This is a genomic window from Micromonospora sediminimaris (genome assembly GCF_016863575.1).
Classification (GTDB): Bacteria; Actinomycetota; Actinomycetes; order Mycobacteriales; family Micromonosporaceae; genus Micromonospora; species Micromonospora sediminimaris.
In genome coordinates, this window is the sequence record NZ_BOPD01000013.1 from 24,176 (window position 1) to 38,859 (window position 14,684).

At 64.7% G+C, this 14,684-nt stretch carries 6 protein-coding genes and 1 pseudogene; 2 read left to right on the forward strand and 5 right to left on the reverse strand.

The annotated features are described in order from the left end of the window. Positions 1 to 46: 46 nt before the first annotated feature. Positions 47 to 1,326, forward strand: a pseudogene (locus Vse01_RS11420) (IS701 family transposase). A 513-nt stretch (positions 1,327 to 1,839) separates the two neighbouring features. Here Vse01_RS11420 and Vse01_RS11425 read toward each other — a convergent pair. Together Vse01_RS11425 and Vse01_RS29320 are read right to left on the reverse strand one after the other, a co-directional pair. After that, the gene (locus Vse01_RS11425) at positions 1,840 to 2,070 is read right to left on the reverse strand and encodes a hypothetical protein (RefSeq protein ID WP_093401894.1); all 231 of its coding nucleotides are present in this window, start codon (positions 2,068 to 2,070) and stop codon (positions 1,840 to 1,842) included. After that, positions 2,067 to 2,351, reverse strand: a complete 285-nt coding sequence (locus Vse01_RS29320; RefSeq protein ID WP_093401895.1) for an HYD1 signature containing ADP-ribosyltransferase family protein — start codon at positions 2,349 to 2,351, stop codon at positions 2,067 to 2,069. Before Vse01_RS29320 ends, Vse01_RS11425 begins: the two co-directional genes overlap by 4 nt. A 218-nt stretch (positions 2,352 to 2,569) precedes the next feature. On the opposite strand from Vse01_RS29320, the gene Vse01_RS11435 reads away from it, so the two are divergent. Beyond that, positions 2,570 to 3,160: a GntR family transcriptional regulator gene (locus Vse01_RS11435; protein ID WP_093402049.1), complete on the forward strand. Its 591-nt coding sequence runs from the start codon at positions 2,570 to 2,572 to the stop codon at positions 3,158 to 3,160. A gap of 381 nt (positions 3,161 to 3,541) precedes the next feature. Here Vse01_RS11435 and Vse01_RS11440 read toward each other — a convergent pair whose 3' ends face one another. From Vse01_RS11440 to Vse01_RS11450, 3 genes are all read right to left on the reverse strand, one after another. Then, positions 3,542 to 3,928, reverse strand: a complete 387-nt coding sequence (locus tag Vse01_RS11440) for a hypothetical protein (protein ID WP_139233080.1) — start codon at positions 3,926 to 3,928, stop codon at positions 3,542 to 3,544. A gap of 17 nt (positions 3,929 to 3,945) precedes the next feature. Next, positions 3,946 to 10,758 carry a polymorphic toxin-type HINT domain-containing protein gene (locus Vse01_RS11445; RefSeq protein WP_170863295.1) on the reverse strand — a complete coding sequence of 2,271 codons (6,813 nt, stop codon included), beginning with the start codon at positions 10,756 to 10,758 and terminating at the stop codon, positions 3,946 to 3,948. A 200-nt stretch (positions 10,759 to 10,958) separates the two neighbouring features. After that, complete coding sequence (locus Vse01_RS11450) at positions 10,959 to 14,561, reverse strand: LamG domain-containing protein (RefSeq protein WP_093401897.1); 3,603 nt, start codon at positions 14,559 to 14,561, stop codon at positions 10,959 to 10,961. Between the last annotated feature and the right edge of the window lie 123 nt (positions 14,562 to 14,684).

The following is a 14,684-nucleotide window of genomic DNA, read 5'->3' on the forward strand; positions in this document are numbered from 1 at the left end:
TGCGGTGGCCGCGTGCCACAGCGTAGCTGTTGCTCGGTGGGAGCGGGTGCTGGCCGAAGTGCTTAGCTGTTTCGCGGGCCGGTTCGGGCGAGTGGAGCCGCGTCGTGCGGCGGGACAGTTCGTGACGGGGCTGCTGTCCGATCTTGAGGTCAAGACGTGTTGGCAGTTGGCCGAGCAGGCCGGGCACGCCCGGCCGGACGCGATGCAGCGGTTGCTGTACCGGGCGGTATGGGACGCTGACGCCGTCCGCGACGATCTGCGGCAGCTGGTCACCGACCGGTTCGGCGGTCCGGACGCGGTCCTGGTGGTCGACGAGACCGGTGACCTGAAGAAGGGCACCCACACCGTGGGGGTGCAGCGCCAGTACACCGGACGGCCGGGCGGATCGAGAACAGCCAGGTCGGGGTGTTCCTGGGCTACGCCAGCGCGGGCGGGCATACCCTGATCGACCGACGGGTGTATCTACCAGCGTCGTGGACCGACGACCGGGACCGCTGCCACGCCGCCGGCGTGCCCGACGAGACCGAGTTCGCCACCAGGTCACAGTTGGCGGCGGACATGATCACCGCGGCCCTCGACGCCGGGGTGCCAGCAGGCTGGGCCACCGCGGACGAGGCATACGGCAACAGCGCCGCCTTCCGCGCCCACCTGCGCGGACACGCACTCGGCTACGTCCTGGCCGTGTCCCGCAGCCACCTGGTTCCGCTCGACGGCGGCAAGACCCGAGTTCGCGCCGACCGGATCGCCGCTGACCTGCCCGCCTCGGCGTGGCAGCGCCGCAGCGCTGGCGCTGGATCCAAGGGCCCCCGCTTCTACGACTGGGCCTGGCTCGACGACGTGTGCACCGACGCCGACCCCGACGACGGCGGCCGCCACAGCCTCCTGATCCGCCGCAACACCACCACCGGTGAACTGGCCTTCTACCGCTGCTGGACCCCACGTCCGACCACCCTCGCCCAACTCGTCCGGGTCGCCGGCATCCGCTGGACCGTCGAAGAAGCCTTTCAGGCCGCCAAGAGCCAGGTCGGCCTCGACCAGCACCAGGTCCGGCGCTGGGACTCCTGGCACCGGTTCACCACCCTCGCGTTGGCCGCCCTCGCCGTCCTGGCGATCTGCGCCGCCGACGCGACCGACGACGACCCGACCGACACCACACTGATCAAGCTGACCGTCAACGAGATCCGCCGCCTGATCAACGCCTGCATCATCCGCCCGATCAGCGACCTCGCCCACCGTTTGCACTGGTCAGGCTGGCGACGCCAGCATCAAGCCCGAGCCCGACAATCCCACTACACACGCCGCCTCAACCTCGAACTCCAACCATGATCCCGAACGGCGGCTGCCGTACTAAATCCACTGTGGGTCGACGTGTTGGCGTGATCTTCGTTGGTGGTCGCTGTAGGCCGGGGTGATGAGGTATCCCGATTGGAGGTGGGTTGTCCGCGCGGGGCGGGCGAAGCGTAAGGCGGTACGGCGGCAGGCTGCCGGGTGGTTCGCCCAGGATGTGTCGGTGCCGGAGATCGCCAATCTGCGCACGAGATAGCCATATCGACGATCTCGGATAATTTTGATCAACTGACATCGACTGCGACAGCAACGCCAGCGCATCACCGCGTACGCGAGCGCGCACGAGCGCAGCCCCGCCCGGCGTATGGGCCACCTGCCGATTTCCAGAATGGTGACGGAAGACGGAGTTCGCACACCTTCCGTCACCAATTGCAGTCAATACTCTGACCTTACCGCATCTCACAAAGATTGATAAGAATGGCAGCAGGGAATTTCAGCAGCAGATCAATCGAAGTGCCTGTAACCTTCTTCCGCGATCCTATCTGACGCCTCCTACCCAACCACCTGCTCAAGAGCGTCGAAGATCGCACTTCGCGCCGAAGCAAGCCGTTGCCGAACGTTTCTTTCCGAGAGGTAGCTCGTCAGCAAGTCCGAATTTGCTTCCCCGAAAGCAATCCGCGAAAGAATCTGGTCGAATGCAACAACGAACTCATTGAGGTCGGTGGCGATCTGGATCGCCTCATCGACCCTCAGCTGGCAATGCTTGCCGCCACCCTCAGTCATCGAACCACCCTGGCATTGGAAATTGGCAAATCACCATCGGCCACCCACTCGGTGATACCCATTGTTGGGTTAGATCTACTACTGACACTACTGGCCGGCACATCAAACTCAATGACTTTACGGCCACGACCACGGCCAATACCCAAAGTGTCCTCGGCATCGCGCGGGCTCATCGGCTTCCCCCGCGCGGGCACAATGAACAACTTGTTTTGGTCGCTGGCTTTAATCACGCCACTCTCCATGACGCCAGCAGCGCCACGAGAGTTGGTGTAGTGCCGCATTCGAACCGTCGCTTCAGCAGCTTCACCGCCGCCTACCCCGGAAGGGCAATTGTGTACGAGTACCGGGGTGGTGCCGGCGAGCACATAGTACGTGTGGCATATTCACCGAAGACACGGAGAGTGACCTATCTGCGCAGGGCTCTCACCTGGTCTTTCGTGGATTGGCTGCGTCGCGGTTCGTGCTGTCGGGCGGTGTTGACGGCAACCGTGACGGCAACGTGGGCAGACAACCAGCGTCGTCGGCGGCCGTCAAGCGGTCCGCTGGGGCTACACGCGCCCTTTTCCAACAGGTCGTCGACGACATCCTCGACCAGATCCGCGACGGACGTCTCAACCCCAACGACCCGCTACCGTCCGCCCGCAAGATGGCCGACGTGTACGGCGTGGCCTCCATGACCGCCCAACGCGCCCTACGCGAGCTGCAAAACCGACGCATCACCTACGCCGTCGCCGGCAAAGGCACCTTCGTCCACCCCGACGCCTTCGACCTCCTACGCAGCGCAGCCCTCCAGGAGCCCATCGACGACCCCGAACTACGCCGGAGGGTCGCGACCTACCTCGCAGACCAACAGGCCATCACCATCCGCTACCACCAGGCCCGCACCGCCGCCGACAAGAACACCGCCCTGCAAGACCTGCTCGACCACGCCGACACCCACAGCCAACTCATCGACGAAGTGATCAAATACCAAGCCGACCACGGCAACTTCGCCAAACCACCCGCCATCGCAGCCGCCGCCAGCGACAACGATCCGCCGACCGCGCCCACCAAATGCCGCAGCAGCCACACCCGCGAACCCAAGCAGTAGCCACCAACCGGGGCCAGGTTGTTCAAAACTGCTCTACAGGATCAAGACGGCCCGGCTGGCGCCGGGCCGCGCGCACGCCAACCGCAACCGTCCACTTCATCACCAGCAGGCGGCATGAGGCAACAGGGCCGCGACACTCCGGATGAACTGCATCCGAGCGACCAGCGCTCGGATTGACGCCGATCACCAACCAGCACGTCTGCAAATCGCCCGATTCGCAGCCGCAGGGCGATCAATAGATCACTTTCGATTGAGCGCAGCTCGTGACGGCAACCGTGATGGCAACGCCTACCAACGACAGCGAACCAGCACAACCAACGAACACGCTCCGTGATGCCAAGTTCCATGCCCCCCGAGACGGCCGCGCCAATTCTGCGCGACTTACCCTAATTCAAGGATCAATTCTCCGCCGAAGGATTTGACCAGCAACGGGCATCCGTCCAACGAAAATCGCACCGAGGCCAGAATCCCCGCGTCATTAAGACCTGGGACCACCTCATCAACCACTTTCCTGGCCCCGGAAAATTCTTCTATTGCAGTACGAGTTCTATCCTCAACGGGCCACAGATAGTCAGGCACGACAGCCTCAGATCTCAACTCAACCGTAAGCCTCCAGTCGGTCCAAACCGTCAGGGTTAGAGATTGTCCATCGACAAATACGAACTGAACCGCCTCAAGCAAGTCGTCGGCATCAGCTATTCTCACAACCTCTGACACGGTACGCCCCCGCAGGTCAAGGGCATCGACGCCTTCAGCCAGCACAGTCATCGAAGCTGCCTCCATGACTAATTACACCCACAGGGGATCCGGGCAGCTCCATTGAACCATCCATTTCCACTTGCGCCCGGAAACATGGTAACGAAAGTTCCGTCACCGCGCGTAACTAGAAGATCCTCATCTTTCCTGTAGAACCAATAGTCGGTTCCACCGCCATTATCCGGATTCCATGGGCCACGTCGCACCTCATCATGACTGTTCCGCACCTCGCCAATCCGATTCCGGAACCAATCTCTCGCCGACGCGTCGCCCGGATTTAGCCGATAATCCTTGGAATGCTTGCCCCATTTCTTTCCGAAGTTTTCCATCCCGCTCAACTCCGGCCCACACCCTGAGTTATGCACGAGGACCGGGGTGTTGCCCGCCAGCACATAATACGTGTGGATGTTGTCGACGGTTAGGTTGAAGGCGGGGGCTCGCCATGAGGAGTTCGACACGCGCCCTGTCACCAGGACTGCTTCGCCTCCGGCATCCAGTAGCCGGTCGCCTGGGTCCAGGGCGTCAGCGCGCTGCCACTCGCCGTCGGTGTCGTTCCAGAACGGATGGTCCTCCGTCGTCTTCAGGGTCTTCCCGCCGACCTCAAGCGTGTGCAGGTCGTCATCGTGCACCCAGAGGTGGGTGACTCGACGGTCTCCTCGCTCACCGGTTTCCGGGTCGGTCGCCTCTACCTCGTCGCCAACCCTTACCTCGCTGATCGGCTTACTCGAACCGTCGGCCAGCAGAACCTCGGTGTCGCCGCTGAAGCTGCACAGTCCGGCGAAGACACGATCCATGTTCACCGGCTTGTACGTGGATCGCGCCAGGCTGATGAGGCCGAGTCCACCGCCGGAGAGGCCCATCATGCTTCCGGTCGCGGCGAACGCCAACTCGCCTTCCGCAATTCCCAGAAGACACGCGGGTAGGGTTCGTGCACACAGGAGTGTTCCTCCGAGCACACCCACGAAGGCGACCGCCTCCAGCGGGTCGGGGGTGCGTGCCATCGGGTTGTCCTGTTCACAGCCCGCCGAGTCGCCGCCCAGCATGTTGGTGCAGAGGAACACCCAGTTGTGGGTGCTCTCGGCCGCCCAGGTCAGCATCTCCCGCCAGTTGAACTGAAGCGATCCGCCATACCCGCGGTCGAAGAGAAGTTCCTTGAACACCTTCGCGCTTGGGACGCTCTGCGCGAGCGTGTCATTGATCGTCGGCGGTTGGCTTTCTGCGACGGCGATGGGAGTACCTGTGACGGTGGTGCCCCCCTGGTCCTCCTGGTACCCGATCTGGCCGCGCTCGTCGTTGCCCTCCAGATGACGCAGCCCGGTCGGGTCGGCGAAGGTGATCGGGCTGTTGTTGCCGTACGCGTAGCCGTTCCATTGTTGTGGATCGGCCAGATCCTGAAGTGGATCGACCGAGACGAACCTGCCGATCGACGGGTCATACGAGCGCGCGCCGATGTGGGTCAACCCCGTCGGGTCGGTGGTGCCGTCGATCGTGCCCCCGACAAAACCCAGCTGGTTAGGCCAGGCGGGGGTGCTGCCACGCGGACCGCCGTACGGGTTCTGGCGACGCTGGGTGACCACCTGCGATCCGGCAGTGATGGAGATTCGCTGGGTGCCCTGATGGTCGTTGACCAGCCAGGTGATGCCGGCCCCGGGCTGCCGCATCGCGTACGTTTGCCCCTGGTGGCTGTAGTAGCGAGTGGCGGACTTGCTCGCGTTGGTGATGGTGTAGCGGACCTCCATGCCGGGCAGGTACAGCGTCCGTCCCGTGGGATCCCGGGCGATCAGCCGGCCACCGTCGGCGTCGTAGAGGTACGAGTGGTTCTTTCCGCCGTCACTGACGCTGGCGAGCCGGCCTTCGCTGTCCCAGGTGAGCGTCTGGCTGCCGCTGCCGCTCGGGCAGCTGTTGCTGGTCGCAGTGGCGTTCGGGCGGCAGGTGGTGTTGCCGGCAGCGTCGTACCGGTAGTTCTTCGTGCCGACCCCGGTGCCGGTGGTGACCACCTCGGTCGCGGCGTGTGGCCGCGCCGCACCGGCAGTCGGATAACGGTAAGACGACACCGTGTCCGTCGCACCGTGCCGCGTCTCGGCAGCCCGGTTACCGACGGAGCGCCCCACCGGGTCGAATGTCCACGAGTGCCAGTAGGGTGCCGGGCCACCCAGGCCCGCCGTGGTTGGGTCCGGTGCGCAGTCAGCGGCGACGGGTGTCCAGGCACTGGTTAGACGCCGCACGTAGTCGTACCGGAAGCACTGCACATCCCGCGACCCACCCTCCGGATCATCCATGATTCTGGTGATGTTTCCGGCCGGGTCGTACTCGTAGTCGACGGTGGCGACAGGCTGCGGCGCTTGCTGGCGGATGGTGGTCGCACGGTTCAGCCGCGCCGTGCGGTCGTCGTAGACGAACGCCTTCTCCACATAGTTTTGGGCAGTCTGCTGATAACTCACCATGCCCAGTTCGGCGAAGGCCGTGTAGTCGGTGTTGGCGACGTATTGTCCGGCACCGGGCCAATTGGTGCGAACCTGCTCAGGCAAACCGGTGGTTGAGTCGTAGGTGAAGGTGAGCTGTTCGCCGCCGAGGCCGCCGGTGTTGGGGTAGGTGGCGCTGGCAACGCTGATCCCGTCGGCCTTGTAGCTGCGGGTGAAGATGTAGGTTCCTGCTAATCCCGTTTCGCTGGCTGGGATGATGTAATCCTCGCCCGAGGACTGGTAGAGAGCGTTATAGCCCCGAATCTGCACGCGGTACTCGTTCTTACCGCCGTCGGTCCAGCGGCTGCTGGAGGCCGGGTGCCCTCTCGCCCCGCTCGGGTCATAGGTCCAACTGGCCCGCAGGTTCGCGGCGGCCACCGAAGTGTCGTAGGTCGCGTCCCTTCGACCGAGGCTGTCGTAGGTGTACACGAGCTTCTTGCCGAGCGCGTCGATGGTCTCCGTCAGATCGCCGGCGTCGTTGTAGGTCGACATTGTCTGACCGCGGTCAGGATCCTCTGTCCGAATCTGGCGACCGCGAATGTCGTGCTCGAAGATCCAGTCGTTACCAGCCGCGTCGGTGACTGCGGCCAATTGAGCCTTAGCGTTGTAGGTATAGGTGGTGGCGTCGAAGGGGCCGGTGACGGAACCCTCCGCGTGCTGGCGAACTTCTACCGTGTTCCCGCGCGCATCACTGATCGTGGTCGTCGGCGTACCACCGTTCGGCGGTGTCACGTAGACACGGTCGCCGCCGTAGGCTGTGGTGGTCTGCCATTGCTTCTCGCCGCCCGACATCAGGATCGAGGCGGTTTGTCGCCCCGCCCGGTCGTACTCGTTGACCGTTTGTCCGTTGGCCTCCCAGGCCGCGATCGAACGCAGTTGGGTGCCCGGCGTCAGGTTGGGGTCATGGTGCCGTGAACTGGAGTAGGCGACGCGACCGGCCGAGTCGTACACGGTCTCGGATAGCACCGTACCACCGCCGGACACCGCCGGGGACTGGGTCTGCCGCGGCCGGGCCAGCCCGTCGAAGAGGGCGTAGGTGGTGACATACGTGCCCTCGGCGGACACCGCCCGAGTGGCGGTCGCGTTGACCCCACCGCTGTTGCGGACCGTGTAGCTGTACTCGATAGAGGGTGGACCCGGGTTGGCCGGATTGGTGCCGATCGGCCGGTTAGGCAGCCACACCTTGACAAGCCGACCCAGAGCGTCATAGCGACGATCGGTCATCTTTCCGTTGGCATCGGTGATCCGCTCAGGCAGTCCCCAGATTGGAGACATGTCCTGCGAGGTAGTCCACTCGAGATGGTTGGTGGTGGTGACCCGGGTAACTGGTCCGCCCGTCGCCGGGGTGTAGTCCGTGGTCGTGCTGTTGCCGCGGATATCGGTCGCCGCTACCACGCGACCATGCGGGTCGTACTGCGAAGTCGAGTTGGTCAGCCAGGTGGTGCCCCCGGTCGTGGACCAGTCCTTGAGCGTCTCGGTCCGAGTCAAGTCCCCCTTGGTCGGTGCCGCGCCGTAGGGCTTTCCGTCGTAGTAGTTACGTACGTCGGCGATCACATGATCGGTCTTGGTCGCATCGGTGCCACACGGTAGAGCGAAGGTCTGCAGCCGGCTCGGCAGCCCGACAATGTTGGCCGAGATGTTTCGGGCGTACGTGGTGATCAAACACTGTTCGTCGTCGGTGCGGGCGGTGTCGCCCCGGTCGCTCGCGGCAATGCTCATGCCGTAGTCATCGAAGGTATTGGTCTTACTGGTCACCCGCCAACCGCGACCGGCGTCGAGCCGGACGGCGTTCCAGGTCGCCCCGACGCCGGTAAAACGGGCGTGTGTGTTGGTGGATCCCATGTCGCGGGTCGCGGTCGGTGCGGACTGCCAGCCCTGGTTGACGGCCCGGGAGATCAAGTCGGTGTCTACGCCGTTGTAGACAAGGTGTTCTCGCACCGTGCCCCGCAGGGCGTCGACGTCGTCCACCTGTGGGGCGTCAGCCGCATCTGTGGTGTCGCCATCGCCATTGAGATCGCGTGCGGGGTGCCTCACCTCACGCGCACCGCCGTCGGGCGATGCTTTGTCTCCATGCATGCCGCGGTAGTAATGGGTCTCGGTGAGGGTTTCCCGACCGTCAGTCCCGGTGCGCACCCGCACCCGGCCGTAGCCTCGGTAGTCGGCCCAGGTGCGGAACTTGTCCCGGGTGAGGCCGTCGTCGTCGGTGTGGTGCCAGGCGGCACCGCCAAGGTATTCGTATGACGTGATGACGTTGGTGCCGCCGCCAGTCCAATCGGCCTCGGTGACCTCCCGAACGACATACTTGTGGAAGTAGTCGCGCTCGATCTGCTTGGTCAGTTGATCCTCGGACAGGACGGGATAGCAGCGCAGCGTGTTGCTGTGCGGTGAGGCTGGCATGTTCGACCCGGCCACGCACTCTGGGTTCGAGTACGCGACGGTGATCTTTCCGCCGGTCTCGGTCCAGATGTCGCTCAGCCTCATCCAATGCATCGGTGGTTTACCGTCGTCGGCCTGATCGACCCGGTTGGGCTTTTGCACCCAGTCGAAGTTGATTTCGGGCAAACTGACCGTGCTTCCGACGTGACCGGCGTGCCGAATGCTCTCCAGCCACATACCGTCGCGCGACGCGTCGCCGTTCTTCGGGAAGGTGTGGGTGAGCGTCCAGGTCTCGACGTCACCCGAGACGCCGGCGACCCGGGTGCTGATCTTCGCGAGACGTTTCGTGCTCCAGAAAGTCGGCGAGTAGCGCCCGGCGCAGCTGTCGCCAGTGCACTCCTGATCCCAGGGGACGTCCGGCCAGTGCTGCTCCGTCTTCGTAGTACATTCGGACAGGCAACGGTTATCGGTGGTGAAGAACACCTGCGCCGTCGGCGTGGTCGAGCGGTCGGCGGAACCCCGGTCCCAGGTGCCGTAGTCGATCCGGCTCAGCGTAGAGGCTCGGATGTAGGAGACGTCGTTCGAGTCGGTGACGTTGGCGGCGTACTTGTTGGTCTCCCGCTGGTACCAGAGGGACATGGTGCCGCCGTGCGTGTCCACTACGTAATCGAGATTCCAGCGCCATGCCTGCCGACAGTGCCCGTCCTTGAAGGAGGAGTTGTAGCAGGGCTCGCCAGGGTGATTGCCATAGACGCGGACCGTGTTCGTCGATGCCGTGGCGGCGGTGTGGCCCGGCAGGTCGTCGCGGCCGAAGTAGTACTGCACACCGTCAGCGGTCGTCACCCGCCAGTACTCGCCGTCCCGCTCGTCGCCATTGTCGGCTCCGGTCAGTTTCTCCACCCTGGACGCATCATCGCCTTTGAGACGCCACTGCCCGGACGCATCGTCCTTGACAAGTTCGTTAGAGCGTCCGTTCAGTGACAGCACCGCGTTGTCCGTGCCCCAGCAAAGGTCACCGACGTCCTCGCTGTTGGTGGCGTCGCCGGCCGTGTCCTCCAGACAGGGCACGTAGCGTCGCTCGATAAAGCCCGGTGCATAGTCGAACCCCTCACCGACCCAGGAAGGCTGGTTGTTGGAGGCGTCGCTGCGCCCGTCGACGGCGCTGGAGGAATAACCGAGGGTGAGATCGGGAGCCGGCCCCAAGGCTGGCGGTACCCGTACCGGGTACGACCAGACGAAGTCACCGCTCGACCCGCCAGCGGACCAACTGGACGAGGGCTGCAGGGGTGTCGCGCCGTAGTCGCCGGCCGGCCCGGCGGACGCGGCCTGCAAGGCGAGGAGCGTCGACGGCGCGCCAGCGGACGCGTTCGAGTCCGCGTCGAGGTCGACGTCGGCCACCACCTGCTTCGTCTTAAAGTCGTTCCGAGAGGGAAGTTGCCGTGCACCGCAGCTCTTGCGATCGGGTGTGCTGAGGGCACACTCTGGGAGGGCGAGCAGGCGCAAGCGGGTGCTCCAGTCGGCGCCGAAGGCAGACTCGAAGGCGCCGTAGTCCACCGCGACGCCCATCCGGCCAGGAGCGCCGCTGCCGTCAGTGCGCTCGATCCTGAGCAGTAGACCGTCGCGCCAGACGGGCGAGGCCGCCGCGTGGTCAATGACTTCGACCCGGGCCCGGCTCACCGGGACACGAGCGGTCCGTGTGGTGGCCATGGCACCCGTGCGCGCCGAACCGATTCGGACCGGTAACGAACCGGCCCGGGTCATCACGGTCGAAGCGCCGTCGGAACCTTCCAGGGCAGCCCGACCCACGAAAAGGTCCACCTCAGCGACTTCAGGACGGGGCCATCTCACATTCGCCGCCGGTCGGGTCCCGGCGCCCTGTGACAGATCGGCCGGACGCGGCTTCGGCGGAACCGGTTCTGAGGAGACCGGCTTCGGCTGCGTCACGGAAAGCCGCTGCGAGGTCGCCGACGCCTCCTGCGGCAGGGCTGTCAGCAGCGTGGCCATCACCGTCACCGCGAGAGCCACGGCTAGGACGGGCCGTGCCCGCCCACGGTCCGGGGTAAGTCGGAATCGGGTGACACGCCGAAACTGGTCGCTGGACGGACGAGAAAGCATGAAGACCTCCGCAGGAGCGCGGTATCGGTGTCGCGGGTCGATCGGTGGCACCGCACCGGCAGGCCAGTGCGGTGGCGGTATTCGATGAGTCAGGAGGTGTGGTGGAGACTGGCGACCTCGCGGTCAGACATTGCGCCGGCGAAAAGCTTCAACTGGTCGAGACCGCCCTCAAGGTAACCCCACTCCGGCCGTCCAGCGCCGACATACAGCGGCGCCTGCGAGGCCGCCCCAACGGCTCCGCTACCGTGCACCACTTGCCGTATGCCGTTGACATAGATGCGGACCTCAGCTGCGCCCCCGTCGAAGACACCGACGACATGTACCCAGTCGCCGATCGAGGCCGTCTGATCGGCTGCGGCTGTCGCCCACGTACCACCGCCGCCGAATTCTGGTGTGAAGAGTGCGAACTGCCATTTCTGTGAAGCCGGCCAGAGGCTGAGCTTGAAAGCGCCTTCACCGCGTTCGCTCCAGCCTTGGCGGAAGATCACCTGCTCCTCACTCCTGTTCACGTCCACCCTGACCCAGGCGGAAACGGTCAGGGACTGCCCGGAGTTCAGGACCGGGCCGCTCGTCGCGGCGTAGCCGTCGCGATTGCCAGCGCTACCCTGACCGTCGGGCTGCGGCGTGTTGAGCCAAAGCGCGTCATTGCCGTCATGCGAGTCGCCCGTGTACCCGACGCTCTGGTCCGCCTCGACGCGGCCTTCGCATCCGTACAGGTCGAGAAGTTGGGACCAGTACGTCGCGCTCATCATCGGTGAGCAGCCCGAGTACGTTGCACCGTTGAAATCCCAGGACGCTATTTCGACCGGTGCCAGTAGGCCCGCCAGTTCGTGTGTGCCGGCGGCCTCGTCCGAATCGGTGCCCCATAGGTCGTCCCAGGTGAGCACACGGTCCCAGAGACGCACATCGGCGATCTGTCCCCGCCACCTGTCGGTCATTCTGGCCTCACCGTCGACGGTCCACAGCCCCGTACCGACCACGAGCGGTCCATTGGCCTTCCATGGCGCGGTTGCTCGCGGTGCCGAACGCACCAGTTGGCCATCGACGTAGAGCTGCACCTGCTTTGTGTGGGCGTCGTACACCCCGGCCAGATGGGTCCACCTTCCGACGTCACGAGTGGTCAAGGCGACGGGCGACAGGGCTTCGACCATCGTGTTTCCCGTCTCCACATCGTGGCTGGGCAACAGGAAGTTCCACTTAAGCTGTCCGTCGGCGATGCGTGCTCCGAGGTAGAAGGAACTCACCTTCGAGCCAGATTTACCGATCGCGTTCCAGTTGGCGGTGGGGAGGTCTGGATCTGGATCGCTCGGATCCGCGTCCGCCAGTCTGACCCAGGCGGCGACGCTAAACGAACGGCTGGTGTCCAGCGGCACACCGTCCGCCGAGAGGTACGAGCTGCCGTCGAACGATGCGTGGGACTCTCCGTAGATCCGCGTGTCAGACGCCCAGCCGACGCTGCCGGTCGAATGGAGGTGGCGACCGCTGATCTGGTCAGACAGTCCGTGGCCGTCGATGGTGTCTAGCGGCCAGTGAGCGAGTGGGTTGGAGGGGGAACCCACAAGGAATTCGTACGCATTGGTGTCACTCCGCTTATTCGCCTTGTCGACGCTGTAGACGTTCAAGACGTTCAAGCCGTGCTTCGGCGGTGTGAGTTGGGCCGTGTGCGACGAGCCCTCGCTGACCGCGACAGTGGTCAAAGGAGAGGTCTGCCCCGTCCAGCCGTAGACATACTTCACCACATCGGGTGCGCCGGCGGTAAAGGTAAACGGCCCGCCAACACCCGGTCCGCCAGCCGCCGTACCGTCGTTCCTGTACAACGACGATGTCACTCCGGGTCTCGGCGGCCGGGAGACGTCAACGGTGAAGCTGCACCATCCCGACCACGATTTGGAGTAGTCACCGGCCGCATCCCTGGTGCGTACCCGCCACTGGTACGTCTTGCCCTCGGAGGCCGCTCCGAGACTGATCGTGCCGGACTCTCCGTAGCTGTTGCCCGGCCTGGTCTGTCCGGTCTTGGCCACAACGGCACCCGACGGCAGCTGCTGATACTCAAAGTAGCCGACGAGGCTGTCGCCACTGGCGTCGGCGTCGCCGTAATACGCCCTCAGTACAGGGGAAGCAGTGCCGATCGTCGCACCGCATGCTTGCGAGGAGGTGCTAAGGGAGGTGGGGGTGGCCGGCGGAGTGTTGTATGTGACCTCAAGCCAGGCCTGGTTCGTGTAGAACTTTTTCCACCGGCCCTGCAAGGACTCACCCTCACCCGAAGGGTTGCACGCGCAGAGGCCCACCGTGTACGTCGATGACTTGTCGTCGATCTCGCTCTGCAGATCCTCGTTGAGGCGGGAGCTGACAAACTCTGCGTCGGTATCGGGTTGGATACGCCCACAGCCGCCGGCCTCGTTTGCGTTTCCTTCCCAGGAGTCGAGGTATGTCGCCGGCAGGGGACGTGTCTTCCAGGCCATCCGGCCGGCGCTGGATACCGTGATCGCGCTGGTGCGGTAGGCGTACACGAAGGTCGGGTCGCAGGAGTACGAGTGGTCGAGAGTGACCCGAACCTCGGCCCGGATGACCTTTTTGCCCTTCAGACCAGAGATGTTGAAGTCGTAGTACGAGCGGTACATCTCGCCGTTGCCGCCCTCGGGCTCGGGTTGGCGGCCAACCCGAGCCCGACTGGTCTCGTTGTTCTCTCCGTTGCTACTGGAGTAGGCCCACTTGCTTCTCAGCTTCTCGAACTGGGGATCCACGAACACGGGGTAGGTCAGTTTGGAGTCGGCTAGCAGCGTCGGATCGGGTGCCACCGACAGCTCGTTGCCGGCCACGCTCACGACTACCTCTGCGGTGCGTGAGGTGACGGCCGGCTCGGCGGCCGTGGCCGGCTCCCCTGATGTCGCACTCGCCCGCACGCCAGCCTCGGTGACCGAGGCGCGCACCTCCCCTGCCCGGGCCGGGTCGCTGGAGGAGTCCCACATCTGCGCCAGCGCCGAGACGGCAACCGTGGCACCGGACCGGTCGACCAGCCGCAGCGTTCCGGCAGTGCCCCGCTCCACTCGCAGGTCACCACCGGTCAGATAACGCAGCGAGCGGATCAGCGGGTTCGCGGCGGCCTGCGACGTCAACAGTTCCACGACATGGCTGTAGCCCTGGGCGGTCGCAGTGACGTGGAGGTTGACGTCTTCGAGCACCGATCGGTAAGTGGCGGTCGCGCCTACGACGTCCGGCACGGGAAGCGGCCCCAGCGGCCAGGTCAGGGTGAACGTGTCATCGCCTTGCCTCCACACCACCAGCGGTCCGCCACCACCAGGCGAGAAGGAGACATCTGCGGTGGTGACGGCGGGAGCGAGCCGTCCGTCGCGGATGCCCAGCGCCGGATCGATCGGCCTCCACGAGCCATCAGCTCTGCGTACCCGCTGAGGTGCGACCGACGTCCGCAGCGTCCTGGTGCCCGAGGGGTCGATGACCACCTGGGCGTACTCGGTACGCGCACTGAGGACTTCCACGGGGCGATCGCATGCGAGCGCGAGTTCAGCGGCGGCAGCCTCATCGGCGGCCTCCCGCGCTGTGCAGTCGACTGTGGTCGTACCAGACGGAGCGGGCGTGGAGGCCACGCTCGACGTCGGCCCCGCGATCAACCCAGCAACAAGCATGCTGGCTGCGAGCAGGCCACTGCAGGCACGCCGCTTCCACGACATCATGACGCTCCCCCCGTGCACGTCGTACGACAGCAGGCGAACCCTAAAGATCGGTTAGGCGTGTTGTAAATAGACGACTACAAGTTGCGACCACAAGCCTGACAAGGCATGCGTAACCGGGCGGGG

Bases quoted from the DNA above. Each gene is read 5' to 3' on its own strand.
- Vse01_RS11440 (WP_139233080.1), bottom strand. From the start codon at position 3,928: ATGACTGTGCTGGCTGAAGGCGTCGATGCCCTTGACCTGCGGGGGCGT.
- Vse01_RS11445 (WP_170863295.1), bottom strand. From the start codon at position 10,758: ATGGCCACGCTGCTGACAGCCCTGCCGCAGGAGGCGTCGGCGACCTCG.
- Vse01_RS29320 (WP_093401895.1), bottom strand. From the start codon at position 2,351: ATGCGGCACTACACCAACTCTCGTGGCGCTGCTGGCGTCATGGAGAGT.
- Vse01_RS11425 (WP_093401894.1), bottom strand. From the start codon at position 2,070: ATGACTGAGGGTGGCGGCAAGCATTGCCAGCTGAGGGTCGATGAGGCG.
- Vse01_RS11450 (WP_093401897.1), bottom strand. From the start codon at position 14,561: ATGATGTCGTGGAAGCGGCGTGCCTGCAGTGGCCTGCTCGCAGCCAGC.